Below are 24,158 nucleotides of genomic sequence, written 5' to 3'. Positions count from 1 at the left end.
CGCTGGCGATGCGGGGCGACGCATTGTCAACGTCGCGACCCGCGAAGGATACCGGCCCGGCCGGAGCCCGGCGCTGCAATCGATGCGATGCGCGGCGCGCGCTTCCTTTGGGCGAGGCGCCTTGCGCCAAGATTTCGTTGACGAAACAGGGGACGCGACAGGTCTTCGTGCGGTGAGTTGCACGGAATGAAGGCGCGCTGCTCGTCAAATCGCAAGTCAGCCACAATGGGGCGTCATCGAGCGCCCTGATCGCCTGACCCGCGGCCCTTCCGGCGCGGGCGACCACCGACGGACGACGCGCGATGGACGACGATATCCTCCAGCTCATCGAGGACGAGGCGCCGCTCGGGCCCGAGCCCTGCGGGCGCTGGGTCGTGGCGGTGGTGGACGACGATCCGGCCGTCCACGAGGGCACCCGCTACGCGCTCGCCGGCTACGTCCTCGACGGGCGCGGCCTGGAGATCCTCTCGGCGCACTCGGCCGCGGAGGCGCGCACGCTCCTCGCTGCGCGGCGCGACGTGGCGGTGGTGCTCCTCGACGTGGTGATGGAGAGCGAGGATGCCGGGCTGAGGCTCGTCGAGTACATCCGCCGCGACCTGAGGGACGAGACCGCCCGCATCATCCTGCGCACCGGCCAGCCGGGGCAGGCGCCGGAGCGGCGGGTCATCGTCGACTACGACATCAACGACTACAAGGCGAAGACGGAACTCACCGCGGACCGGCTGTTCACCAGCCTCACAGCGGCGCTCAGGGCCTACCAGCAGCTCAAGCGCCTCGACGAGACCCGGCGGGGCCTGGAGATCATCATCGACGCGGCGCCGATGCTCCTCGACCACAAGTCGATGCAGCGGCTCGCGGAGGGGATGCTGACGCAGGTGGCCTCGCTCCTCAACGTGGCCTGCGCGGGCATCCTGGTGCTGCGCGAGAGCGGCGCGCCCGCCGCGCAGTTCTGCGTGCTGGCGGGCTCGGGCTGCTACGGCCACTACCTGAACCGCCGCCCGGCCTGGCCCCTCGACGCGGACGTGCACCCCCTCGTCGAGCGGACCTTCGCGGAGCGCCGCCACAGCTTCGGGACCCGCGCCTCGACCCTCTACATGCAGACCTCGAGCGGCAGCGAGATCGTGGCCCTGATCGACGCCGACCGCTCGCTTTCGGACACCGACCGGGCGCTCATCGACCTGTTCACGAGCCGGCTCTCGATCGCCTTCGACAACGTCATCCTCTACGAGCAGCTGCAGCGGGCCAATGTCGGCCTGGAGCAGCGGGTGGTCGAGCGCACCGCCGAGCTGATCCGGGCGAACCGGCGCCTCGCCATGCAGCGCTCCGACCTGCGCCGCGCCAACGGGCTGAAGACCGAGATCCTCGGCACCATCGCGCACGACCTCAAGAACCCCCTCGCGGTGATCCTCGGCCGGGCCGAGATGCTGAACGACCTCATCGCCATGGCGCCCCCGGCCGTCGAGCAGATGCGCGCGCAGGCCGACCACATCCGCACCTCGACCAAGCGCCTCACGGCGATGATCGAGAGCCTGATGGCGGATGCCATGACGGATGCCCTCGACATCTCGCTGCGCCGCGAGCCCGTCGACATCGCGAGCCTCGCCCGCGAGGTCTGCGAGGCGAACCGGCCGCTCGCCGAGGGCAAGGGCCAGGACCTCGCGGCGGAGCTGCCCGAGGAGGTCTACCTCTGCGGCGACGGCGAGCGCCTGCGCGAGGCGATCGACAACCTCGTCTCGAACGCCATCAAGTACAGCTTCACGGGCGGCGCGATCCGGGTCGCGGTCTGGCGCGACGGGGAGGAGACGGTCTGCGCGGTGAGCGACCAGGGGCCCGGCCTGTCGCCGGAGGATGCGGGCCGGCTGTTCGGCCGCTTCCAGCGCCTCTCGGCCAAGCCCACCGGCGGCGAGGGCTCGACCGGGCTCGGCCTGTCCATCGTCAAGCGCATCGCCGAACTGCACGGCGGCCGGGCCACCGCCGAGAGCGCGGGCCCGGGCCAGGGGGCCACCTTCGCGATCCGCTTCCCCAACATCGCCGTCGAACTCGTGTAGGCTCGCGCCATGCGCGCGATCCCCAGAGACATCTTCGTCCTCACGGGCGCCGGCATCTCGGCGGAGAGCGGCCTCGGCACCTTCCGCGACCGCGGCGGGATCTGGAGCCGCTTCGATCCGATGCGGCTCGCGACGCCCGAGGCCTTCGCGGCGGACCCCGACACCGTCCTCGACTTCTACAACCATCGCCGCCGCGGCGCCGTGGCGGCCGAGCCCCATGCCGGCCACCGGGCCCTGGCGCGGGCCGCGACGCGCCTCGCCGAGCGCGGCGGCCGCCTGTTCCTGTGCACCCAGAACGTGGACGACCTGCACGAGCGGGCGGGCTCGCCCGCGGTCGTGCACATGCACGGCGAACTCCTGCGCGCCCGCTGCACGGCCTGCGGGGCGCGCTTTCCCCGCACCACCGACCTCGTGCGGAGCGACGCCTGCCCGGATTGCGCACGCACCGGGACGCTCCGGCCGGACATCGTCTGGTTCGGCGAGAGCCCTGAGCACCTCGACCGCATCGACGCGGCACTGCGCGGGGCCGCGCTCTTCGTGGCGATCGGGACCTCCGGGGCCGTCTACCCCGCCGCCGGCTACGTGGCGCAGGCCAGGGCCCTCGGTATCCCGACCTGCGAGATCAACCTGGAGCCCTCCGACAACGCGCACCTGTTCGAGGCCGCGGAGTACGGACCGGCGAGCGTGACGGTCCCGAAATTTTTTGCGGATCTCGGCCTCTGAGCCGCGCCCCGTCCCGACGCCCGGAGACCTGAGCCGGCAGAGGACGTTGCGGCGGCACGGAAGGCGCGACGAATCACGGCCGGACCCCCGCGGACCGGATCGGCGCGGGCGGTCAAGATATGGACGGCCGCGTTGCGCAACCGCTACAACTGCCAAGCTTGCCGAGTCGTCGCGCGGTCTCGGCCAAGCGTTCGTTGCATCGACCAGGGACTCACCAGCCTATGCAGAACGTCAGCATAACCGCTCGCGAGCGTGACACCGTGATCGCGGCGCTACGCTACTATCAATTCTATCGGATGCAGGGACATCCCTTCGATCCCCGGCAGGATCATCTGATCGATGCCATCGCGGGAGAGACCGGAGACGCCCTCGACGTGACGGAGATCGACGACCTCTGCGCCGGTCTCAACGGCAACCGCCACGCCCTCGCGACGGTGGCCTGAGGCCTCGTCCCGCGCAGGCTCAGGCGGCCGAAGCCTGCGCCATCCGCACGCGCCGAGGGGGGTGCGCGGCGGACCCAGCCGGCTCCATCAGTTCCCGCGCAACCACGACGCCGCGCTCTCCCACGGGGGGGCGGACGGCCACGGATTCCACCATGAGCGGCGCCACGAGGGCGTAGCTCGTGAGCAGGGTGCCGGCGGCCAGGATCTTGATGACGTCGCGCATGGTCTCAACCCCTTGTTGCGGAGCGTGTGCCCGGCGCCAGCGCCGGCCGCTCTCGTTGGGGTCAGCCCTAAGCCGCGTGATTGTCGGCAGGATTGCGTCCGGACATCGGAATGTTGCGTTGTGTCCTCAACCGAGGGTTGGCGTGACCCGGCCCGAAACCTTTTCGTCCCGCGGATCCGTATCGGGCCTCGCACCCGTCCTGGCCGGGTGCCTGACAGGAACCGCGTTCAAGCGGTCCGGGTCTAGGGAGACCCATGGAGCGGGGCGGGGCGTCCGGGCACGGGCGCTCCGCCCTTTTTCCTGGGCGACACGGCGGCCCCTCGCCGGGCAAGATGAGCGCATCCGGCCGCGCCGGGCCCCGGTCGCGGGCTGGGCTCCAACCTGAAGAGTTCCCCATGGGTCCGACGTCCCGGTGCGGCGCTGCCGCCCTCGCGCTCCTGCTCGGCCTTCTGGGAGCGGCCCGCGGCGCCGAGGAGAGCGCCGCGATGGCCCTCGTCGTCTCCGTGGACGTGTCGCAATCGGTCGACGACGCCCGCTTCCGCCTGCAGATGGAGGGGATCGCCGAGGCGCTGGAGGATGCCTCCGTTGTGGGCGCCATCACCGCGAACCCGGGGGGCATCCTGTTCGCGATGGTGACCTGGGCCGACCGCACGAGCCTCGTGGTGGGCTGGCGCCGCGTCGCCTCGAAGCGCGACGCGGCGGTGCTCGCCGGCGTAGTCCGCGCCCTCCCCCGGCAGGCGGGCAACTTCACCTGCGTCGGGCAGATGCTGCGGACGGTGGGGGCGAGCGTGCTGCCGGCGCTCCCGGTCCCCGTCGACCGGGTGGTGATCGACGTCTCCGGCGACGGCATCGACAATTGCTCGGACCCGGACAGCGTCGAGGCCGAGCGGGCCGCGGTGCTCGCCACCGGCGCGACGATCAACGGCCTGCCGATCCTGGTGCCGGGGGAGAACGACGTGGTCGGGGCCGGCGCCTTCCGGGCGCCGGGCTACGGGCTGCGCCCGGTCTCGCCGGGCTCCGAGCAGACGACCCTCGACCGCTGGTACCGCGAGCACGTAGTCGGGGGGCCCGCCGCCTTCGTGCTGGCGGCACGGGGCTACGGCGACTTCTCCCGGGCGCTGCGCCAGAAGTTCGTGCTGGAGATCAGCGCCTTGGGCGCGACGCCGCGGGGACGCTGACGGGTCAGGGCGCCGCGTCGAGCTGCTGCTTGGCGCGGGCGGTCGCGGCCTCGCAACCCTTGGCGTCGCCCTTGCCGTCCGCGGTGCGGGCCTCGTCGAGGGCGACCTTGGCCTGCTGGGCCCGGTCGGCGCCGAGGCCCGCCTGGGCCGACTTGTCCGGCGGCGCGGTGCGCGGGTCGGCGGCGCCGGCCGTGCCCGTGGTGCCCTCCCCCTCGCGGCGGGCGGCCGTCTCCTTGCCGCTCGTCGAGGCCGAGATCGCCTCCGTCGCCTCGCCCCGCATCCGCTTGTCGAGGGCCACGATCTGATCGGCGCAAGGGGAGGCCAGGGCGGGCCCGCCCGCCAGCAGGCCGGCGAGCACGGCTGCGGTCCACGCGGTGCGCGTCATCGGGAAATCCTTCTTGTCGGTGAGGTCTCGTCGGGGAGGTGTCGTTCGCTCCGCCAACGCGCGGGCGGCGCCCGCGTTGCGGCGTGAAAAAGCCCGCGATCCGGGGATCGCGGGCTCGTTTGGCTCAGAGCTCGCTCAGACGCTGAGCTGGTCGCGGATCGGCAGCTGCCGGACGCGACGGCCGGTCGCCGCGAACACCGCGTTGGCGATGGCCGGCGCCACCGGCGGCACGCCGGGCTCGCCGACGCCGCCGAGCGGCCCGTCCCAGCTGCCCGAGGGCAGGAGGTGGACCCGCACGGCCTTCGGGGCCGCGTCGATCCGGATGATCTCGTAGCCGTCGAAGTTGTTCTGCTGGGCCCGGCCGTTCTGGAAGGTGATCTCGGAGGTGAGCGCGAGGCCCATCCCCATGATGACCGCGCCCTCCATCTGCGAGCGGACGCGCTCCGGGTTCACCTGGGGCCCGCAATCGACCGCGATGTCGATCGCCTCGACCTTCACCTGGCCCTTCGGGTCCACCGAGACCTCGGCCGCCACCGCCGTGTAGGTGACGAAGCTGTAGTGGCCCGCGACCCCGAGGCCGCGGCCCTTCTCCAGCTTGCGGCCCCAGCCGGCGCCCTTGGCGGCCGCCTCGATGACCCCGCGCAGGCGCCCGGTGTCGATCGGGTAGCGGGACGGGTCCTCGCCGTAGTTCCAGACGTCGCCGATCGACACGGGGTCGATCTTGCGGGCCGGGCCGATCAGCTCGAGCAGATACTCCTTCGGGTCGCGGCCCGCCGCGTGCGCGAGCTCGGCCACGAAGGACTGGATCGCGAAGGCGTGCGGGATGTTCGAGACGGAGCGGAACCAGCCGATGCGCACGTGGGCCGCGGCCTCCGGGTTCTCCAGCCGGACGTTGGGCAGGTCGAACGGCGTGTTCACGAGGCCCATGCCGAGCTCGAAGGGCAGCTCGTGCTTCGGGTCCGGCGCGAAGATCGAGCCGATCGTCGGCGCGGCCGAGCGGTGCAGCCAGGCCACCGGCATGCCCTTCTCGTCGAGGCCAGCCTCCAGGTGCTCCACCGAGATGGTGTGGTAGTAGCCGTGGTGGATGTCGTCCTCGCGGGTCCAGGCGAGCTTCACGGGAGCGCCCCCGATGGCCTGGGAGCAGAGCGCCGCCTCGACCACGTAGTCGGGCTTCGACTTGCGGCCGAAGCCGCCACCCAGCAGCGTCACGTTCACCCGCACCTTGTCGGCGGGCAGGCCGAGGCGCTTCACGAGGCGGTCGTGGGCGGCCTGCGGCCCCTGCGTGCAGGCCCAGGCCTCGCAGGCGCCATCCTTCACCCGGGCGACCGCCGCCGGGGGCTCCATCGGGGCCTGGGCGAGGTGGGGCACGAAGTACTCGGCCTGCACCCGCGTCTTGGCCTTGGCCATCGCGGCGTCCACGTCGCCCTGGTTGCGCACGACCTTGCCGGGGTTGCGGGCGGCCTTCTCCAGCTCGCCCCGGAAGGCGGTGGTGTCGTAGCCGGCGTTCGGGCCGTCGTCCCAGGTGATCTTGAGGGCCTCGCGCCCCTTGAGGGCCGCCCAGGTGTTCTTGGCCACCACGGCGACGCCGCCGAGCGGCATGAACTCGGAGGGGATGCCGGGCGCCTCGATCTGGAAGACCTTGACGACGCCGGGGACCTTCACGGCCGCGGAATCGTCCACCGACTTGACCTTGCCGCCGTAGACGGGGGGGCGGGCCACGACGGCGTAGTGCATGCCGTCCAGCTTGACGTCGAGGCCGTAGATCGCCTTGCCGGTGGTGATGTCGCGGTTGTCGATGAGGCCGATCTTACCCTTGCCGATGTAGCGGAAGGCCTCCGGCTTCTTGAGCGCGACGCTCGCGCGCTCCGGCACCGGCAGCGCCGCGGCGGCGGCCGCGACCTCGCCGTAGCCGAGCTTGCGGCCCGACTTGGCGTGGGCGACCACGTGGTTCTCGGCCGTGACCTCGCCGACCGGCACGCCCCACTGCTTGGCGGCGGCCTGGCGCAGCATCAGCCGCGCCGCCGCGCCCGCGTGGCGGAAGTGCTGGAAGAAGTGGCGCAGCGAGCGCGAGCCGTCCGTGTCCTGGTTGCCGAAATGCTCCTCGTCGCCCCAGGCCTGGACGACCTTGACCTTCGACCAGTCGGCCTCGAGCTCGTCGGCCACCACGAAGGCGATGGAGGTGCGCACGCCCTGGCCCATCTCGGAGCGGTGGTTCGTCACCGTCACGGTGCCGTCGGGCGCGATGCCCACGAAGACCTTCGGGTCGTCGCGCCAGCCGTGCGGCATGGCATCGCCGCCGAACTTCTTCGGCTCGGCCGGCTTGTCCTCGGCCCGGGCCTCGCCCCGCAGGGAGACGGCGAGCACGAAGGCGCCGAGGCCGCCCAGGATCGCGCGGCGGCTCACGTTGGCGAGGTCGGGGCCAGCCTTCGCCTGCTCGGGGGTGCCGGCGGCAAGCTCGGCCATCAGCTTGGCATCATGGATCACAGGCGCTCTCCCGTGTTGGCGGCGGGGCTCCGGCCGGCGGCCTGGTGGATCGCGGCGCGGATGCGCGGGTAGGTCCCGCAGCGGCAGATGTTGCCGCTCATGGTCTCGTCGATCTGCGCGTCGGTTGGCTTCGGCGTGTCCTTGAGGAGGGCGGCGGCCTGCATGATCTGGCCGCACTGGCAGTAGCCGCACTGGGCCACGTTGAGGTCGCGCCAGGCGGCCTGGACCGGGTGGTTGCCGTCGGGCGAGAGGCCCTCGATCGTCACCACCTCCTGGCCCTCGGCAGCCGAGAGCGGGGTGACGCAGGCGCGGGCGGCGGCGCCGCCGAGATGGACCGTGCAGGCGCCGCACAGCGCCGCGCCGCAGCCGAACTTGGAGCCGGTGAGCCCGAGCTCGTCCCGCAGGTACCACAGCAGCGGCATGTCGGGATCGCCGTCGAAGCTGCGCTCAGCTCCGTTCACGGTGAGTTTGATCATCGCTTCGTCCTTCTTAGGCCCTCATGCTCGCCCAATCGCCGGCGGGGGTCCGGGATCCCCGCGGGAGCGGGCGGCACTCGGTTGGATGCGGCACGCGGGTGGCGAGGGGCCACGACACAATCGGCCATGAAACAATCGGCCATGACACGGCGGGCCCTGCCCCGGCTTGCGCCCGGGCGCGGCGGAGCCCCGTCCCACGTTTCGTACTCAGAATAATGACAATCTAGGCCAAGCGGGCGCCGCTGCGCAACGCAGGCGACCGGCCGCCCGGGCGGCGAGTCCGGCCCCCGGCGCATGGCATGTGCCGTAGCGCACAGCAACGTCGGGGGAGCGGAGCCCCCGTCAGACCGTCACCTGCGTGCCGACCTCGACGACGCGGCCCGTGGGGATCTGGAAGAAGTCCGTGGCGTCGTTGGCGTTCTTGGCCAGCGTGATGAAGATGCGGTCCTGCCAGAGCGGCATGCCCGAGTGGGCGGCTGGCCGGATCGAGCGGCGCGACAGGAAGAACGACGTCGCCATGATGTCGAACTTGAAGCCCTGGCGGCGCAGCAGCGAGAGCGTCTTGGGGATGTTCGGCGTCTCCATGTAGCCGAACTTCATCACGACCTTGAAGAAGTGCGGCCCGATCTCCTCGATGCGGACCTTGTCGGCCTCGTTGGAGCGCGGCGTGTCGACCGTCTCGACGGTGAGGATGACGTTCTTCTCGTGCAGCACCTTGTTGTGCTTGAGGTTGTGCAGCAGCGCGGCAGGCGCGATCTCGGGGTCGCTCGTCAGGAACACCGCCGTGCCGCGGACGTGGTGCGGCGGGCTCTTCTCCAGCATGCCGACGAGCTCGATCAGCGGCACGTCGGTCTTGCGGGTCTTGTTGAACAGGATCGTGACGCCCCGCACCCAGGTCCACATCAGCACGATGAGCCCGCCGGCCAGCATCAGGGGCACGTAGCCGCCCTCCAGCACCTTCAGGAGGTTCGAGAGCAGGAACAGGAACTCGATCACCACGAAGGGCATGATCGCGGCGGCGGCCGCCACCGGCGACCACTTCCAGTAGCGCCAGAGCACGATGAACGAGAGGCTCGCGGTGAGGAGCATCGTGCCGGTGACCGCGATGCCGTAGGCGGAGGCCAGCGCCGAGGAGGAGCGGAACAGGATGGCCAGCACCACCACGCCGAGCATCAGCAGGGTGTTGATCTGGGGCAGGTAGATCTGCCCCGAATGGGATTCCGAGGTGTGGCGGATCTCGAGCCGCGGCAGCAGGCCGAGCTGGATCGCCTGGCGCGAGAGCGAGAAGGCGCCGGTGATCACCGCCTGACTCGCCGTGACGGTGGCGAGCGTCGCGAGCACCACCATGGGGATCAGGCCCCACTCGGGCACGAGCTGGTAGAACGGGTCCGTGGTGTCGGGCTTGGCCAGCACCAGGGCGGCCTGGCCGAGGTAGTTCATCACGAGACAGGGCGCGACGAGGCCGAGCCACGCCACCTGGATCGGCCGGCGCCCGAAATGGCCGAGGTCGGCGAACAGCGCCTCGGCCCCCGTCACCGCGAGGAAGACCGCCCCGAGGGCGATCAGCGCCCCCGAGCCGTGGCCGAGCAGGTAGTGCACGGCGTACCAGGGGTTGAAGGCCGCGAAGACCCGCGGATCGTGGATCACGTGCGGCAGCGCGGCGGCGGCGAGGGCCAGGAACCAGACCACCATCACCGGCCCGAAGAAGGCCGCGACCTTGCTGGTGCCCCGGCTCTGCACGAGAAACAGGGCCAGGATGATGCCCACCGTGATCGGCAGCACCGAGTTCTCGAAGGCGGGCGTGACGAGCTTCAGGCCCTCCACCGCCGACAGCACCGAGATGGCCGGGGTGATCACCGCGTCGCCGTAGAACAGGGCGGCCCCGAGCAGCCCCAGGCTGAACACGATGCGCGAGCCGCCGAGCGCCTTGCGGGCCAGCGCCATCAGCGAGAGGATTCCGCCCTCCCCGTTGTTGTCCATGCGCAGCAGGATCGCGACGTACTTGATCGTCACGATCAGGAGGAGCGCCCACAGGATCAGCGAGGCGGTGCCGAGCACCTCCTCGACGAGGAGGATGTTGTCCGCGCGGGCCGGGCCCAGCGCCTCGCGGAAGGCGTAGAGCGGGCTCGTCCCGATGTCGCCGTAGACCACCCCCACGGACCCGACCACGAGCGTCCAGAAGCCCGCCTTGCCGTGCCCCTGCTGGCCCTCGACCGGGTCGAGGACGCCCGCCGGCACGGCCAGCCGGCCGCCGCCCTCACCGGGCGCAGGACCGTCGGCCGCCGCCTGTGGGAGGGCCGCAGCGTCGGGCTGAGCGGCGGGGACGCTCGGGGTCGCGGATTGGGTCATCGGATGTGATCGAGGCTCGGGCCCGTCCGGCGGGGCGCGCAGCCCGGTTCGGGCTGCGGTGGTGCTGGCGAGAGGGCGTGCGGAGTGGACCGGAAGTCGGGGCTGGCCACAAGTCAGGGCTGGCCACGGAGGCTCGCCGCTCGGAGGTTTCTCGGGCCCTCTCTATCACGCACCCGTTCGGGCCGAAACAGCGACCTTTCGCCGGAGCGCAGGCCGGCCCCGGCCGTGCGCCGGGACCGGCCGCCGCCGGACCGCCCTACCCTTGCGCCCGCCGCTGCACCGGCAGCGGGCGGGCCTCGGCCGCCCCGGCATCCTTCCCGGTACTCTTCCCGGCGCTCTTCCGCTTGCGGCGGCGCACGAGCATGTTGAGCCCCTCGACGGCCGCCGAGAAGGCCATGGCGGTGTAGATGTAGCCCTTCGGCACGTGCGCCCCGAAGCCTTCCGCGATCAGCGTCATGCCGATCATGATGAGGAAGCCGAGCGCCAGCATCACCACCGTCGGGTTGTGGGCGATGAAGCGGGAGAGCGGATCGGCCGCCACCAGCATCACCGTCACGGCGGCGATGACCGCGATCATCATCACCGGCACGTGCTCGGTCATGCCCACCGCCGTGATGATGCTGTCGATGGAGAAGACGAGATCGAGGAGGAGGATCTGGCCGATCGCCGCCGCGAAGCCGATCGAGGCGCCCCCCGTCTCCGCCTCCGGCGTCGGGTCGACGCTCTCGTGAATCTCCTTGGTCGCCTTCCAGAGCAGGAACAGGCCGCCGGCGATCAGGATCATGTCGCGCCAGGAGAATGCCTTGCCGAACACCGTGAAGACGGGCTCGGTCAGGTGCACGATGAAGGCGACGGTGCCGAGGAGCGCCAGCCGCAGCACCAGGGCGAGGCCGATGCCGATGCGGCGCGCCTTGGTCTGGTGCTCGGGCGGGAGCTTGTTCGTGAGGATCGAGATGAAGATCAGGTTGTCGATGCCGAGCACCACCTCCATCACCACGAGGGTGGCGAGGGCGGCCCAGACGGTCGGATCGGATGCGAGGCTGAGGTAGTAATCCACGGCGCGAACTGCCTGCTGGCTAGAGGGGAAGGAAGCGGTTCGCGGCCGTGGCCGGCCGGTCCTCGGGGGGCGGCGCGACGATGCGCAGGGCCTTCGGCACGACCTTGAAGTGGGCCGGCGTGTGGGTCGTCAGCTCGCCGTCCGTGTTCACGGGCCGGGGCTTGCGGGTCCGAAGCACGATCTCGGTGGTCTTGAAGGCGCGCACGTCCTCCGACCGCCCGTGCGTGCCCCGGCGCAGGGCCGGCAGCAGCGCGATGAGGCGCCACCAATGGGCGACCTCAAGGCTGTAGAAATCGAGATTGCCGTCGTCGACCGCCGCATCCGCCTCCACCGTCATGCCGCCGCCGTAGTGGCGGCCGTTGCCGACGGAGACCTGGATCGTCGTCACCTTCTCGGTCTGTCCGTCGTGCTCGATGGTCACCGTGAAGGGCCGGACCCGCCGCAGCACCCGGATGGCCGCGATGCCGTAGCCCAGGGTGCCCCAGGTCTTCTTCGACTCCGCCGTGAGCTGGCCGGCGAGCTCCGCCGAGAAGCCGACGCTCGCGACGTTGAAGTAGTAGTGCCCGTTGACCCAGCCGAGATCGACGGGCCGCGCCGTGCCGGTGGTGATGAAGCGGGCCGCCGCGAGGGGATCGAGGGGCAGGCCGAGCGAGCGGGCGAGGTCGTTCGCGGTGCCGAGCGGCAGGATGCCGAGCGGCAGGCCGGTCTCCACGAGGGCGGGCGCGGCGGCGTTCATGGTGCCGTCGCCGCCGCCCAGGATCACGAGGTCGACGTCGCCGGCGTGGGCGGTGATCGCCTTGTGGCAATCCCGCTCCGCGGTCTCGACGGGCGCGATGCCGCCCTCGCTCAGGACGCGGCGGACCGCCTCCAGCGAGAAGGCGCCGTTGCGGGCCTTCGGGTTGGCGATGAGGAGCGCGCGGCGCGCCGGCTCGCTCATCGCGCGCGCTCCATCCGACGAGGGACAGGTGCTTGCGGGCGCAACCGGCGCGGCACGGGGCAGGGGATGGCGGCCAAAGACGGCACCTCCGGGCGATCGCGCCGCGTCAGCGCAAAGGCGGAGAAGCGGTCCGACATCACGGTCGACGCCTCGACCGCCAGAGGGGCCCGGACCCGGGTTACCCGGAACTTGGGCGTTGCGGCGCCGATCGCAACCCCGTGGAAACCGGGAATTCGCCGGCTCGGGCGATTGCGGCCGATTTCGTCGCCGTGCGATCCCCTTCATGCCGAGCCGGCGGGAAGCTCGGCCGTGGATGGAACCCGGACGGCCCCCGACGGCGTTTCACACCGTTCGGCCGGCACCGCACGGAAATTCCCTCCCGCCGCCTCGGGCTGCCCCGCCACGGACGAGACCGGTGAACCCCATGCTGATCCCGAAGCCGATCCCCCTCTCCCTGTCCACCCGCCTCGCCACGGCCTCCCTCGCGGCGCTGCTGCTGGCCGGAACGGGCGCCTGGGCGCAGTCGCAGCCGGGCTGGGTCGATCCGCCGGCGCGCAGCGCGCCGAAGGCCGCCGAGAAGGCGCCGGACGCGCCGGCGGCCGCCAAGCCCGCACCCGCCGAGGCTGGGCCGCAGGCGGAGGCTGATGCGGAGGCCGCGCCCGCCCCCCAGCGCAGCCGCCGCGCGGCGCGAGTCCGCGAGCATCGCCAAGAGGCGGGGCGCATGGCGGGGCGCTTCTCGGAGCGTCGCAGCCGCCGGCGCCTCTCCGATGCCCCGCCCATGATGCAGGCCGCCCCGCCGGCCCCGGCCGCGGACGAGGGGCGCATGGCCGAGTGGGGCGCGGCCGCGCAGGGGCTCGCCCTCGATTACCTCGACGCCGTCTCGACGCCCGGCGACGCCCTCGCGGCCTCCGCCGCGCGCTACTACGCGCCGGAGGTGCGCTTCCACGGGCGTCTCATGGGCCTCGCGGCCCTCGTGGCCGAGAAGCGCCGCTTCAACCAGCGCTGGCCCGTCCGGCGCTACGAGGCCCAGCGCGGCGCCACCCGCACCGCCTGCAACGCGGCGCTTGCCCGCTGCGTGGTGCGCACGGTGTTCGAGTTCCGGGCCGAGAACCCGGCGACCGGCGCGCGCTCGGTCGGCACTTCGGAGCTGGTTCTGGACGTGGCCTTCTCGGGCGGGCGCCCGCAGATCGTGGCGGAATCGAGCCGCGTCCTGAGCCGCGGCCTCGTCGGCGCCGCCGCGGGCCCGCGCCGCGGTGCCTGAGCCGGTGCCCGCGCCGGCCGCGGCGCGCCGTGCGGTTCCGTTCCGCGCGAAATCGCTCTAGAGCCCGTCCCATGTTCAAGGCGCGCGACGCGAAGGCGGATCAGCAGGAGGGGAGCGGCGGCACGCCCGAGGCCGCGCCGCGCCCGGTCAGCCCCGAGCGCCAGCGCCTGCGCGCGCTGATCCAGGCCGAGATCGCGGGCCGCCGGCCCCGGCCCGTGGCCCTGCGCACCCTCGGCCTGATCGCGGAGGCCGCGCTGGAGCCGACCGAGGCGGAGCCGGGCTACCGCGTAGTCGACCGCGACGGCGCGCCCCGCCACCGACCGGCGAGCGCCGGGGATACGCCAGCCGGGGCCTCCACGACCCAGCCCATCACTTCGCCCCTCCCCTCGCCCCTCCCCTCGCCGATGACCCTGGCGGAGCTGCTGGACGAGATCGCGGCGCGCCACCCCGCCCTGTTCCTGCCCCCCGAGCCGGAGCCGGCGCCGGCCGCTCCCGAACCTCCGGCACCGAGCGCCGCCGACGAGATGCGGGCCGCGACCGCGCGCTTCGTCGAGACCCAATCCGCCCTCGCCCGCAACCTGGCGGAGCGTTCGGGCGCGCACGGGCGGGCGCTCGCGGCCTCGGCCGCCGGCACGATGTCGGCGCTGCGGGACCGCTTCGATGCCCGGATGCGCGCCCGCGAGGCCGCCCGCGCCGAGCCTCATGCCGAGCCTCATGCCGAGTCCCGAGCCGAGGCTCAGCTCGTGCCGGATCCGCCGGCCGTCGAAGCGGCAGCCCCCGCGCCTCGGGCCGCGCCCGCGCCGCAGGCGGCCCCCCCGGCCTGGCACGGCCATGTCGGCCTCGCGGCCCGGATGCGGGACGCTGGCGACCGGGTGCGGGAGCGCGTGCGCGAGGGCTTCGGCGCGGGCGGTGACCCCGAGCGGCGGCACCGGCGCTGGCTCGGCGGCGGCATCGTCGCCGCGGGGCTCGCCGTCGTCGCCGCCAGTCTCGTGGTCGCCAGCCGCACGCCGCCCGAGGAGCGCGCGGTCCAGGAACGCACGGCCGTGGAACGCACGGCCGGTGAGCGCACGACCGACGCGCGGCCGCGCCCGAGCGCCCAGGCCGAGGCGCCCGCCGCCCCGGCGGCCTCCGACGGGCGCGCCGAGGCCGAGGCGCCGGCCGAGACCGCGCCGCCGCCCGCAGCGAACGAGGTGCGCGGCGTACCCGACGTGATCGACACCGCGACCCTGCGGGTCGGCGGAAAGCTCATCCACCTGTTCGGCGTCGAGTGGGTGCGGGGCGGGCAGGCGGAGGAGCTGGCGAAGTACCTCGCCGGCCGCTCGGTGAGCTGCCAGCCGGCCTCCGGCAGCGAGAACTACGCCTGCCAGGTGGAGGGCCGCGACCTCTCCGAGGTGGTGCTGTTCAACGGCGGCGGCCGCGCCTCGTCCGAGGCGAGCCCCGACCTCGTGGCCGCCGAGGACCACGCCCGCAGCGAGCGCCTCGGCGTCTGGAAGCGCTGACCCTCGGCGTCACGCCCGGCTCCGACCCCGCGCCGTCCCCCTTGCGGAACGGCCACGGCTCCCCCTCTATGCGCGGGGGGCCGGGGACGCTGCGCCCGGCGGTCGCGAGGGGGGCGGCATGGATCTCTCGGTGGGCTTGAGCGTCTTCGCCGTGGTGGCCGCGGTGCTGGTGGTGATCACCCTCGCGGCCGGCATCAACATCGTGCCCCAGGGTCACGTCTACACGGTGGAGCGGTTCGGCCGCTACGCGCGCAACCTCGAATCCGGGCTCGGCCTCATCACGCCCTTCGTCGAGCGCATCGGGCGCCGGGTGAACGTGATGGAGCAGGTCATCGAGGTGCCGAGCCAGGAGGCGTTCACCCGCGACAATGCCGGGGTCACCATCGACGCGGTGGTGTTCTACCAGGTGCTCGACGCGGCCCGCGCCTCCTACGAGGTCGCGAACCTCCAGGTCGCGATGATGACGCTGACCATGACGAACATCCGCACCGTCGTCGGCTCGATGGACCTCGACCAGCTCCTCTCGCACCGGGACGAGATCAACGAGCGCCTGCTGCGGGTGATGGATGCGGCGGCCTCCCCCTGGGGGGTGAAGATGACCCGCATCGAGATCAAGGACATCGTGCCCCCCGCCGACCTCGCGGGCGCCATGGCCCGCCAGATGAAGGCCGAGCGCGAGAAGCGCGCCTCGGTGCTGGAGGCGGAGGGCCAGCGGCAGGCCGAGATCCTGCGCGCGGAAGGGCGCAAGCAGTCGGCGATCCTGGAGGCGGAGGGGCGCCGCGAGGCCGCCTTCCGCGACGCCGAGGCCCGCGAGCGCGGGGCGGAGGCCGAGGCCAAGGCGACCCGCATGGTGAGCGAGGCCATCGCCACGGGCGACCTCGCGGCGGCGAACTTCCTCGTCGCCGAGAAATACATCGAGGCCATCCGGGCGCTCGCCACGGCGCCGAACCAGCGGGTCGTGGTGGTGCCGATCGAGGCCGCGGGACTCGCGGGCACGCTCGGGGGCATCGCCGAGATCACCCGGAGCGTGTTCGGCGACGGCGCCGCCCCGGCGCGCGGCCGCTCGGGCCTGCCGCCGAACGCCGGACCGCCGCGGAGCTGAGACGCGCCATGCTGCGGGACTTCGTCGCCGAGCTCGGCCCGGCCTGGGCCTGGGTGCTCTCCGGCCTGGTCCTGATGGGGCTGGAGCTCGCGGCGCCGGGCATCTTCCTGGTCTGGCTCGGCCTCGCCGCGGTGGCGACGGGCCTCGTCGCCGCCGCGGTCGCCCTGCCCTGGCAGGCGCAGGCGCTCGTCTTCGCGGGCCTCGCGGTCGCCGCCGTGGCCGCGGCGAGCCGGCTCGGGCGCCGCCACGAGCCCACCCTCAACCGCGCGGCGCGCGGGCTGATCGGGCGCGAATGCGTGCTCGCCGAGCCGATCGTCGGCGGCGCAGGCCGCCTTAGCGTGGACGACACCCTCTGGCGCATCAGCGGCCCCGACGCCCCGGCGGGCACCCGCGTGCGGGTGACCGGAATCGAGGGAACGGTTCTGTCCGTGGTGGCTTTGTAGGGGCGGCACGCCGATCCCCATCGCGCGCTCGCGACTACCGGTACGGACAGCGGCGCCCACTGCGACGTCTTGGCTCCCCTGACCCACCCACACGCTGCACTAGCTGAGGCGCGACCGTGCTACGGTTGTTCACAATCATCTTTCCATGGGTTCGAGGCGTCACAGGCTCGGGTCGCAAGGAGCCTCGTCACGGATGCCCGCATCACCCGAGAAGCCCAAGAACTACGGGCCGCCCACGCCCGTGTCCGGGAGCGGCCCCTCGGGCGTCGAGGACGTCCACCACGACATCTTCTTCGCCGCCGTCGAGACGACGCGGATGCCGATGATCGTCACCGACCCGCACCAGCCCGACAACCCGATCATCTTCGTCAACCGCGCCTTCGAGCGCATGACGGGCTACACCCGCCAGGAGCTGATCGGCACGAACTGCCGCTTCCTGCAGGGGCCGGAAACGGATCGAGACACAGTCTCAGATGTGCGCGCGGCGATCGCCGACCACCGGGAATTCTCGACCGAGATCCTGAACTACCGCAAGGACGGGTCCTCGTTCTGGAACGCCCTGTTCGTCAGCCCGGTGTTCAACCGCCAGGGCGACCTCGTCTACTTTTTCGGCTCGCAGCTCGACGTCTCGCGCCGGCGCGACGCGGAGGAGAGCCTGCACCAGGCGCAGAAGATGGAGAGCCTCGGCCAGCTCACCGGCGGCATCGCGCACGACTTCAACAACCTGCTGCAGGTCATCTCGGGCCACAACGAGGTGATGCTGGCGCTGATCGACCACCCCGACATCGACGTCGGGCGCCTGCGCCGGGCCGGCGAGGCGGTCCGGGACGCCTCGGAGCGCGCCGCCAAGCTGACGCACCAGCTCCTCGCCTTCTCGCGCAAGCAGCGGCTGGAAGGCCGCCTCCTGAACCTCAACGGCCTCGTCGAGAACATGGGCGAGATGGCCGCGCGCACCCTCGGGGACCATGTCACCCTGAAGCAGGCCCTCGCGGCGGACCTGTGGAACACCCGCATCGACCCGACCCAGGCCGAGGTGGCACTGCTCAACGTCCTCATCAACGCCCGCGACGCGATGCCGGACGGGGGCACGGTCACGGTCAAGACGGAGAACCTGCTCGTCGAGGACGAGGACACCGCGCTCTACAAGTCGGTCAGCCCGGGTGCCTACGTGGTGGTCTCGGTGACCGATACGGGCTGCGGCATGCCGCCCGAGATCCTGTCCCGGGTGATGGAGCCGTTCTTCACCACGAAAGAGGAAGGCCGGGGCACCGGCCTCGGGCTCGCCATGGTCTACGGCTTCGCCAAGCAGTCCGGCGGGTCGGTCAAGATCTACTCCGAGGTGGGCCACGGTACGTGCGTGCGCCTGATCTTCCCCGCCTCCGACCAGAAGGTCGAGGAGGAGCACAAGCCCACGCTGCGCGCCGCCGACCGCCACGGGACGGAGAGCGTGCTCGTCGTCGACGACCGGCCGGACGTGGCGGCCACCGCCGGCGTCATCCTGGAGGATTTCGGCTACAAGGTCACCGTGGTGGACGGCCCGCGGGCGGCCCTGGAGGTGCTCGACGGCGAGGCGCGGATCGACCTCCTGTTCACCGACCTGATCATGCCGGGCGGCATGAACGGGGTGATGCTGGCCCGCGCCGCGCGCGAGCGCCAGCCCAAGATCAAGGTGCTGCTGACCACGGGCTACGCCGAGGCGTCCCTGGAGCGCACGGATGCGGGCGGCAGCGAGTTCGAGGTGATCAACAAGCCCTACAAGCGCATCGAGCTCGCGCGGCGCGTCCGGCGCGTGATCGATGGTCCGACGGGCGTGGGCTGAGCGCCGCGCCCGGCCCTCAGGCGGCCAGCGCCCGGTTCACGGTGGAGCGCAGGTCCGCCAGCGAGAAGGGCTTCGTCAGCACGTCGGTGACGATGGCATCGAGGCCGCGGGCGCGCTCGCGCTGGTCGGCGAAGCCCGTCATGAGGAGGATGGTCAGGTCGGGGAAGTCGCGCTTGGCCGCGAGCGCCAGGGCGATGCCGTCCATCAGCGGCATGCGGATGTCGGTGAGCATCAGGTCGAAGGCCCCGTCGGCCTCGGTGAGCCGGTCCAGCCCGTCGCTGCCGTCGATCGCCGTGACCACGGAGTGGCCGTCGATCTCCAGGCCCCGCTTCAGGAAGCCGCGGACCGTTTCCTCGTCGTCCACGAGCAGGATGCGCGCCATGTCGTGCCGTCTCGGATTCCCGCCTCGCCGCCGAATCACGCTGGGAGACGGCCGTCCTGTCAAGCTCTGGCGTAGCGAAGGGTTCCCTTGCGCCACAGCAGCCTGCGGGGCTGCGCGCCTGTGACGCGCCCCCCGGATCAGCCGATTTTATTCGGATCAGGCGCCGCCGAACAGGTCCGGGTCGGGGCTGTCGTAGTCCACCACGCCCACGAAGGGGAGCTGCCGGAAGGCGTGGGCGGCGTCCATGCCGTAGCCGACCACGAACACGTCCGGGCAGGTGAAGCCCACGAAATCCGCATCGATCGTCACGGCGCGCTTGCCGGGCTTCTCCAGGAGGACCGCGGTGAGCACCCGGGTGGCGCCCCGGGCCATCAGCAGGTCCTTGGCGAAGACCACGGTCCGGCCGGATTCGAGGATGTCGTCGACGAGGAGCACGTCCCGCCCGCGCACCTCGCTCTGGACGTCGCGCAGGATCTCGACCTGTCCGCTGGAGACGGTGCCGGTGCGATAGCTCGACAGGTGCACGAACTCGACCTGCGGCGAGAGGCCGGCCCGGTGCAGCGTGCGCAGCAGGTCGGCCGCGAACATGAAGCTGCCCTTCAGCACCGCCACGACGAGGAGGTTCTGGGGCTTGGCGGCCACGATCTCGGCGGCAAGCTCCTCGTTGCGCCGCGCGATGGCGGCTTCGTCGAACAGGACGCGGACGCGTCGGGAAGCGCTGGTCATCGGCCCCTCTTCGAGCTTCTTGGGAACGGCCCGGAGCCCGGGCGCCCGCCCGCCGGCCGGACGCGCGGCGGGACGTCCCGCCAGTCCTTAGACGATTTTCCCGCGCGGCGCGCCATCCCGCAGCGGCGCATCAGCGGTGTGCGTCGGCCGCCTCAGGCGCGCGGGGCGTACCCGCGGCAAAGCGCAGCTCCACCGCCCGTCCGCCGGCCGGCGGGTCCGGGAAGCGGGCGCGGAAGCGGGCGCTCTCGCCCTCGCTCAGGGCGGGGCGGGGCGCGGGCGCCACCAGCACCCGCAGGGGACGCTCGGTCGCGTCCCGGACCTCGACCTCGAGCGCCGGCACGGGGATCGTGCCCCGGGCGACACCGACCACGTCCCCCTCCACGACGAGCTCCGCCGGACGCCCGTCCTCGGCGGGGTTGCGGAAGGCCGCGACGTCCCGGATCTCGAGGCCGCGCAGGTTCACGGGCAGACCGATCCGCGCGTAGAGGCTCGCCGCCTGCGGCATCGCCCGCACCACCGAGCTGCGGGCGAGGCACAGGAGCGGCACCAGGGCCAGCACCGCGAGCGCGGCGGCGGCCGCGGGCGAGATGCCGGCAAGGCCCAGCCCACCCTTGCCCTTCGTGCCGCCCTTGCCCTTCGCACCGCCCTTGCCCTTCGCGCCGCGCGGCCGGGACGCGCGGGGGCGCGGCGGCACGTTCTCGACCACCGGGCCGTCCGTCGGCTCGGAGGCCGCCCGTACCGTGGCGGCGGCCGCGGCCCAGTCGGCGTCGGTCTCGGCGTCGGCCGCCCCGAACGCGTCGTCGAGCTCCGCCGCGCGACCGGCCAGCACGTCGGCCGGGCTGATGAACCAGGTCTCGCGGCAGGCGGCGCAGCGCACCGAGCGCCCCTCCATGCCGACGCGGTCCGCGTCGATCCGGTACTCGCTGGCGCAGGTCGGGCAGGCGATCAACATGACGCGGGACGACACTCTTCGGGCCCCGGCGACCGGCACGGCCGGCGGAGCAAACCTGTCAAGGAGTGTCGCGGCACAGGGTTAACCGCCCGTGAAGCCGGCCGGGCTTGAAAACGCCGCCGTGCCGGCCCATTCCGGAACGGGACGTCGAGCCGGGACAGGACGCGGGGATCGGGCGAGCGCGTGAGGACAGGCAGCCTACTCCCCGGCGCCGAGGCGCCGGTGGTCCAGTTCGAGAACGTCGGGATGCGCTACGGCCTCGGGCCGGAGGTGCTGTCGGACGTGAGCTTCCGCATCGCGCCGCGCTCCTTCCAGTTCCTCACCGGACCCTCGGGCGCCGGCAAGACCACGCTGCTGCGCCTCATCCTGCTCTCGGTGCGCCCGACCCGAGGCCTCGTCTCGGTCTTCGGCGAGGAGGTGAGCGGCATCTCGAGCGCGGCGCTCACCGGCCTGCGTCGCCGCATGGGCGTGGTCTTCCAGGATTTCCGTCTCCTCGACCACCTCACCACCTACGAGAACGTGGCGCTCCCCCTGCGGGTGCAGGGCCGCAGCGAGGCGAGCTACCGGGCGGAGGTCGTCGAGCTCCTGCGCTGGGTGGGCCTCGGCGAGCGCATGCACGTGCTGCCGCCGCTCCTGTCGGGCGGCGAGAAGCAGCGCGCCGCGATCGCCCGGGCGCTGATCAGCCGGCCGGACCTGCTGCTCGCCGACGAGCCCACCGGCAACGTCGATCCCGGCCTCGGGCGGCGCCTCCTGCGGCTCTTCCTGGAGTTGAACAAGCTCGGCACCTCCGTGATCATCGCGACCCACGATTTCGGGATCATGGATTCGGTGCCCGAGCGCCGCATGGTGCTCGACCAGGGCCGCCTGCACATCGAGGAATGATGGCCGAGACCGAGACGAGGCCGCCGGCCGCGGCAGCCTGGGAGCCTCCGCTCCCGCCGACCCTCCGGCGCAACGCCCCCCTGGTGCCGACCGATTCCGCGGCGAGCCGCTCGCTCGCGGCGGTCATCGCGATCCTCACCTTCCTGGCCGCCCTCTGCGCGGGCGCGGCCGAGATCGTGGCCTCCAGCGCCGACCAGTGGCAGGGCGCGGTCGCCCAGGAGGTGACGATCCAGGTGCGGCCGAGCCCGGGCCGGGACCTCGACGCCGACATCGCGCGGGCGGACGCCCTCGCCCGGGCGGAGCCCGGGATCACCGCCACGCGGGTCTTCTCGAAGGCCGAGGCCGAGCGCCTGCTGGAGCCCTGGCTCGGCAGCGGCCTCGACCTCTCGGACCTGCCGGTGCCGCGCCTCGTCACCCTGCGCCTCGGATCGAGCCCGGTGCCGGACCTCAAGCACCTGCGGGCCAGCCTCTCCGAGGCCCTGCCGGGGGTCGCGAGCCTCGACGACCACGCCCTCTGGCTGCAGCGCCTCTCCACCATGGCCAACACCTTCGTGGGCGTGGGCATCGGCATCGTGGCCCTCGTCCTCGTCGCCACCGGCCTCGCGGTCGCGTTCGCCACGCGGGGCGCCATGGCGGGCAACCGCGAGGTCGTGGAGGTGCTCCACTTCGTCGGCGCCGACGACGACTTCATCGCCCGGGCCTTCCAGGTGCGCTTCTTCGGCCTCGGGCTGCGGGGCGGCGCCATCGGCGCGGGCCTCGCGCTGGCGGCCTTCGCGCTGGCGGGTCTCCTAGCCCGGGCCTGGCGCACCGGCCCGGCGGGGGAGGAGATCGAGGCGCTGTTCGGCGCCTTCCACATCGGCTGGCGGGGCTACGCCAGCGTGCTCCTCATCGGCGTGATCGCCTCCGTGGTCACCGGCATCGTCTCCCGGCTGACGGTCCGGCGGTTCCTCGCCTGATTTTTTGCGGGGGATGGCGGCCGGCGCGGGGGCCGTTAACCAAGCGTGAACCTTTTCGGCCCGCAATGCTTGCCTCTCGGCAGCCGCATTTGCCGTTATCCTTCAGGAGCATGACCACGCGCATGCTAGGCGCTCCCGACACGAGGCCGGTCGAACCCTTCGGCTGGACGTGGCACGCGGCCGCCCCGGTTCCGGCGACGCGCCCGGCGCCCGTGGGGCACCGCCCCGGCCCGGCGGCCTGGACGCTGCTCGGCCTTTGCGGGATCGGCGGCACCGTCCTGGCGGCCGGCTTCCTCGCCTTCGTGGGCGCCCTCGCCTGCACCGAGCAGGCGCCCCCGGGCCGCGCCGACGGCATCGTGGCGCTCACGGGGGGCGCCCAGCGCATCGGCGACGCCATCGACCTCCTGGCCGCCGGCTACGGCCGCCGCCTGCTCATCACCGGCGTCAACGAGCGCACGAGCCGCGACGAGATCGCCCGCCTCAACCCCTCCCAGCGCCACTGGATCGACTGCTGCGTCGACCTCGACTACCGGGCCCGCAACACGATCGGCAACGCCATCGAGACGCGGCGCTGGATGCGCCGGAACCAGTTCGACACGGTCGCGGTCGTGACCTCGAACTACCACATGCCCCGCACCCTGATCGAGCTCGACCACGCCTTGCAGGACGGCGACCGCATCCTGCCCCACCCCGTGGTGACGGAGGGCCTCGACGTCCGGCGCTGGTGGCAGAGCCCGCCCGCCGCCCGCCTGCTCGCGGCCGAGTACGTCAAGTTCCTGGCGGCCTGGGTGCGGACCCGCTTCGAGGACGACCCCGAGCGCTCCCGCGCCGCGATCCTGATCGGGCGCGGCAAGCCCGTGAAGATGGTGGCCGAGCCCCTGATGCGCGGGATGGAGTGAGCGGGGGCGCCGCTTACGATCCCCGGCAGCGCGTCTTCACGAGGCCGCCGAACTCCTTCTCCGAGCCCTGGACCTGTGAGAGGCGCGCGTTGCGCTCGCTGCCCGACAGGCAGCGGGCATAGACGCCGGCGACCCGCCGCATCGTGTCGACGTGGCGGCGCCAGATCCGGCAGTTCTTGGCCTCGTCCTCGCCGGACTGCTCGAGCTGGTCGATGGCCTGCCGCTGCATCGACTGGGCGACGAGGAGGTCGCGCGCGCAGGTGCCGTCCGCGCCGGCCTGGGCCCGGGCGCCGGACGGCAGGGCGAGGCAGCCGGCGACGAGGCAGGCGGGAAGGATCGCGGACCAGGACGGGCTTCGCACGGCTCGGCTGCTCATGCGGCGCGCGAGGCCGCGGTGTGGGTGAGGAGCGCGTAGAGGGCGCTGGCGTCGCGGGCGGCGCGGATGCGCTCCAGGACGCCGGGCTCGCGCAGGATGCGGGCGACCTGGGCCAAGGCCTTGAGGTGGTCGGCCCCCGCGCCCTCGGGCGCGAGGAGCAGGAAGGCGAGGTCGACGGGCTGCCCGTCGAGCGCCTCGAAATCCACCGGGCGCTCCAGGCGTGCCACGAGGCCGAACAGCCGGTCGAGCCCCGGCAGCTTCCCGTGCGGGATCGCCACGCCGTCGCCGATGCCCGTGGAGCCGAGCCGCTCGCGCTGGAGCAGGGTCTCGAAGACCGCGCGCTCGTCGAGGCCTGGCAGGCGCCGGACCGCCTGGGCGCTCAGCTCCTGCAGCACCTGCTTCTTGGCGCGGGCGCGCAGGGAGGGCACCACGGAATCCGGATCGAGGAATTCCAGCACTGGCATGGAGGAGAGCTGCCTCATCGGCCGGGGCCGGAACCGGGCCCCCGCGCTTCGCGAGAGGAGGCCCCGCTGGCCAGCCAGCCCGGAGACCCCGATC

The 24,158-nt window shown here is 72.7% G+C and carries 24 protein-coding genes; 12 read left to right on the top strand and 12 right to left on the bottom strand.

Features of this window, described 5'->3' with window-relative positions; translation table 11 throughout:
• Nucleotides 1-302: 302 nt before the first annotated feature.
• From ACLBXP_RS01335 to ACLBXP_RS01325, 3 genes are all read left to right on the top strand, one after another.
• Nucleotides 303-2,048, top strand: a complete 1,746-nt coding sequence (locus ACLBXP_RS01335) for an ATP-binding response regulator (RefSeq protein WP_447665718.1) — start codon at nucleotides 303-305, stop codon at nucleotides 2,046-2,048.
• A 9-nt stretch (nucleotides 2,049-2,057) separates the two neighbouring features.
• Nucleotides 2,058-2,771, top strand: a complete 714-nt coding sequence (locus ACLBXP_RS01330; protein WP_447665717.1) for an SIR2 family NAD-dependent protein deacylase — start codon at nucleotides 2,058-2,060, stop codon at nucleotides 2,769-2,771.
• A 221-nt stretch (nucleotides 2,772-2,992) separates the two neighbouring features.
• Nucleotides 2,993-3,214, top strand: coding sequence for a hypothetical protein (locus tag ACLBXP_RS01325; RefSeq protein ID WP_447665716.1), 222 nt, complete (start codon nucleotides 2,993-2,995; stop codon nucleotides 3,212-3,214).
• Between the two features lie 19 nt (nucleotides 3,215-3,233).
• Here ACLBXP_RS01325 and ACLBXP_RS01320 read toward each other — a convergent pair whose 3' ends face one another.
• The gene (locus ACLBXP_RS01320) at nucleotides 3,234-3,437 is read right to left on the bottom strand and encodes a hypothetical protein (protein WP_447665715.1); all 204 of its coding nucleotides are present in this window, start codon (nucleotides 3,435-3,437) and stop codon (nucleotides 3,234-3,236) included.
• Between the two features lie 395 nt (nucleotides 3,438-3,832).
• On the opposite strand from ACLBXP_RS01320, the gene ACLBXP_RS01315 reads away from it, so the two are divergent.
• Nucleotides 3,833-4,615, top strand: coding sequence for a DUF1194 domain-containing protein (locus ACLBXP_RS01315; RefSeq protein ID WP_447665714.1), 783 nt, complete (start codon nucleotides 3,833-3,835; stop codon nucleotides 4,613-4,615).
• Nucleotides 4,616-4,619: 4 nt separating this feature from the next.
• On the opposite strand, the gene ACLBXP_RS01310 is transcribed toward ACLBXP_RS01315, so the two are convergent.
• The 6 genes from ACLBXP_RS01310 to ACLBXP_RS01285 form a co-directional block, all read right to left on the bottom strand.
• Nucleotides 4,620-5,000: a hypothetical protein gene (locus ACLBXP_RS01310; protein WP_447665713.1), complete on the bottom strand. Its 381-nt coding sequence runs from the start codon at nucleotides 4,998-5,000 to the stop codon at nucleotides 4,620-4,622.
• A gap of 135 nt (nucleotides 5,001-5,135) precedes the next feature.
• On the bottom strand, nucleotides 5,136-7,484 hold the full coding sequence (locus ACLBXP_RS01305) for a molybdopterin cofactor-binding domain-containing protein (protein WP_447665712.1): 2,349 nt from the start codon (nucleotides 7,482-7,484) through the stop codon (nucleotides 5,136-5,138).
• A complete protein-coding gene (locus ACLBXP_RS01300; RefSeq protein WP_447665711.1) occupies nucleotides 7,481-7,960 on the bottom strand; it encodes a (2Fe-2S)-binding protein in 480 nt (159 codons plus the stop codon). The genes ACLBXP_RS01305 and ACLBXP_RS01300 overlap by 4 nt, the downstream gene beginning before the upstream one ends.
• Before the next feature lie 342 nt (nucleotides 7,961-8,302).
• Nucleotides 8,303-10,309: a potassium transporter Kup gene (locus tag ACLBXP_RS01295; RefSeq protein ID WP_447665710.1), complete on the bottom strand. Its 2,007-nt coding sequence runs from the start codon at nucleotides 10,307-10,309 to the stop codon at nucleotides 8,303-8,305.
• Between the two features lie 256 nt (nucleotides 10,310-10,565).
• A complete protein-coding gene (locus tag ACLBXP_RS01290) occupies nucleotides 10,566-11,366 on the bottom strand; it encodes a TerC family protein (protein ID WP_447665709.1) in 801 nt (266 codons plus the stop codon).
• A gap of 19 nt (nucleotides 11,367-11,385) precedes the next feature.
• Nucleotides 11,386-12,303 carry a lipid kinase gene (locus tag ACLBXP_RS01285; RefSeq protein ID WP_447665708.1) on the bottom strand — a complete coding sequence of 306 codons (918 nt, stop codon included), beginning with the start codon at nucleotides 12,301-12,303 and terminating at the stop codon, nucleotides 11,386-11,388.
• 424 nt (nucleotides 12,304-12,727) lie between these two features.
• On the opposite strand from ACLBXP_RS01285, the gene ACLBXP_RS01280 reads away from it, so the two are divergent.
• The 5 genes from ACLBXP_RS01280 to ACLBXP_RS01260 all read left to right on the top strand — a co-directional run bounded on the left by ACLBXP_RS01280 (nucleotide 12,728) and on the right by ACLBXP_RS01260 (nucleotide 18,427).
• A complete protein-coding gene (locus ACLBXP_RS01280) occupies nucleotides 12,728-13,564 on the top strand; it encodes a hypothetical protein (RefSeq protein WP_447665707.1) in 837 nt (278 codons plus the stop codon).
• A gap of 71 nt (nucleotides 13,565-13,635) precedes the next feature.
• Nucleotides 13,636-15,063 carry a nuclease gene (locus ACLBXP_RS01275; RefSeq protein WP_447665706.1) on the top strand — a complete coding sequence of 476 codons (1,428 nt, stop codon included), beginning with the start codon at nucleotides 13,636-13,638 and terminating at the stop codon, nucleotides 15,061-15,063.
• A 118-nt stretch (nucleotides 15,064-15,181) separates the two neighbouring features.
• Entirely contained in the window at nucleotides 15,182-16,165 is a 984-nt protein-coding gene (locus tag ACLBXP_RS01270) for an SPFH domain-containing protein (RefSeq protein WP_447665705.1), read from the top strand.
• Nucleotides 16,166-16,173: 8 nt separating this feature from the next.
• Complete coding sequence (locus ACLBXP_RS01265; protein ID WP_447665704.1) at nucleotides 16,174-16,608, top strand: NfeD family protein; 435 nt, start codon at nucleotides 16,174-16,176, stop codon at nucleotides 16,606-16,608.
• A 193-nt stretch (nucleotides 16,609-16,801) separates the two neighbouring features.
• Nucleotides 16,802-18,427: a hybrid sensor histidine kinase/response regulator gene (locus ACLBXP_RS01260; RefSeq protein WP_447665703.1), complete on the top strand. Its 1,626-nt coding sequence runs from the start codon at nucleotides 16,802-16,804 to the stop codon at nucleotides 18,425-18,427.
• A 16-nt stretch (nucleotides 18,428-18,443) separates the two neighbouring features.
• Here ACLBXP_RS01260 and ACLBXP_RS01255 read toward each other — a convergent pair whose 3' ends face one another.
• The 3 genes from ACLBXP_RS01255 to ACLBXP_RS01245 all read right to left on the bottom strand — a co-directional run bounded on the left by ACLBXP_RS01255 (nucleotide 18,444) and on the right by ACLBXP_RS01245 (nucleotide 20,502).
• On the bottom strand, nucleotides 18,444-18,809 hold the full coding sequence (locus ACLBXP_RS01255) for a response regulator (protein ID WP_447665702.1): 366 nt from the start codon (nucleotides 18,807-18,809) through the stop codon (nucleotides 18,444-18,446).
• A gap of 156 nt (nucleotides 18,810-18,965) precedes the next feature.
• Nucleotides 18,966-19,535: a hypoxanthine phosphoribosyltransferase gene (hpt, locus tag ACLBXP_RS01250; RefSeq protein WP_447665701.1), complete on the bottom strand. Its 570-nt coding sequence runs from the start codon at nucleotides 19,533-19,535 to the stop codon at nucleotides 18,966-18,968.
• A gap of 130 nt (nucleotides 19,536-19,665) precedes the next feature.
• Nucleotides 19,666-20,502 (bottom strand): zinc-ribbon domain-containing protein, encoded by an 837-nt coding sequence (locus tag ACLBXP_RS01245; RefSeq protein WP_447665700.1) that lies wholly within the window; start codon nucleotides 20,500-20,502, stop codon nucleotides 19,666-19,668.
• Nucleotides 20,503-20,670: 168 nt separating this feature from the next.
• Here ACLBXP_RS01245 and ftsE point away from each other — a divergent pair, with 168 nt between their 5' ends.
• From ftsE to ACLBXP_RS01230, 3 genes are all read left to right on the top strand, one after another.
• Nucleotides 20,671-21,369, top strand: a complete 699-nt coding sequence (gene ftsE / locus ACLBXP_RS01240) for a cell division ATP-binding protein FtsE (protein ID WP_447665699.1) — start codon at nucleotides 20,671-20,673, stop codon at nucleotides 21,367-21,369.
• Entirely contained in the window at nucleotides 21,369-22,325 is a 957-nt protein-coding gene (locus ACLBXP_RS01235; RefSeq protein WP_447665698.1) for a cell division protein FtsX, read from the top strand. Before ftsE ends, ACLBXP_RS01235 begins: the two co-directional genes overlap by 1 nt.
• A gap of 122 nt (nucleotides 22,326-22,447) precedes the next feature.
• Nucleotides 22,448-23,224 (top strand): YdcF family protein, encoded by a 777-nt coding sequence (locus ACLBXP_RS01230; RefSeq protein ID WP_447665697.1) that lies wholly within the window; start codon nucleotides 22,448-22,450, stop codon nucleotides 23,222-23,224.
• Between the two features lie 13 nt (nucleotides 23,225-23,237).
• Here the strand turns inward: ACLBXP_RS01230 and ACLBXP_RS01225 are convergent, their stop codons facing one another.
• Both ACLBXP_RS01225 and ptsN read right to left on the bottom strand, forming a co-directional pair.
• Nucleotides 23,238-23,600: a hypothetical protein gene (locus ACLBXP_RS01225; RefSeq protein ID WP_447665696.1), complete on the bottom strand. Its 363-nt coding sequence runs from the start codon at nucleotides 23,598-23,600 to the stop codon at nucleotides 23,238-23,240.
• Nucleotides 23,597-24,064, bottom strand: coding sequence for a PTS IIA-like nitrogen regulatory protein PtsN (gene ptsN, locus ACLBXP_RS01220; RefSeq protein WP_447665695.1), 468 nt, complete (start codon nucleotides 24,062-24,064; stop codon nucleotides 23,597-23,599). The genes ACLBXP_RS01225 and ptsN overlap by 4 nt, the downstream gene beginning before the upstream one ends.
• Between the last annotated feature and the right edge of the window lie 94 nt (nucleotides 24,065-24,158).

The organism is Methylobacterium sp. A54F (assembly GCF_053346035.1).
Note: the sequence above shows the minus strand (reverse complement) of the source record. Positions and strands in the feature narration are given on the sequence as shown.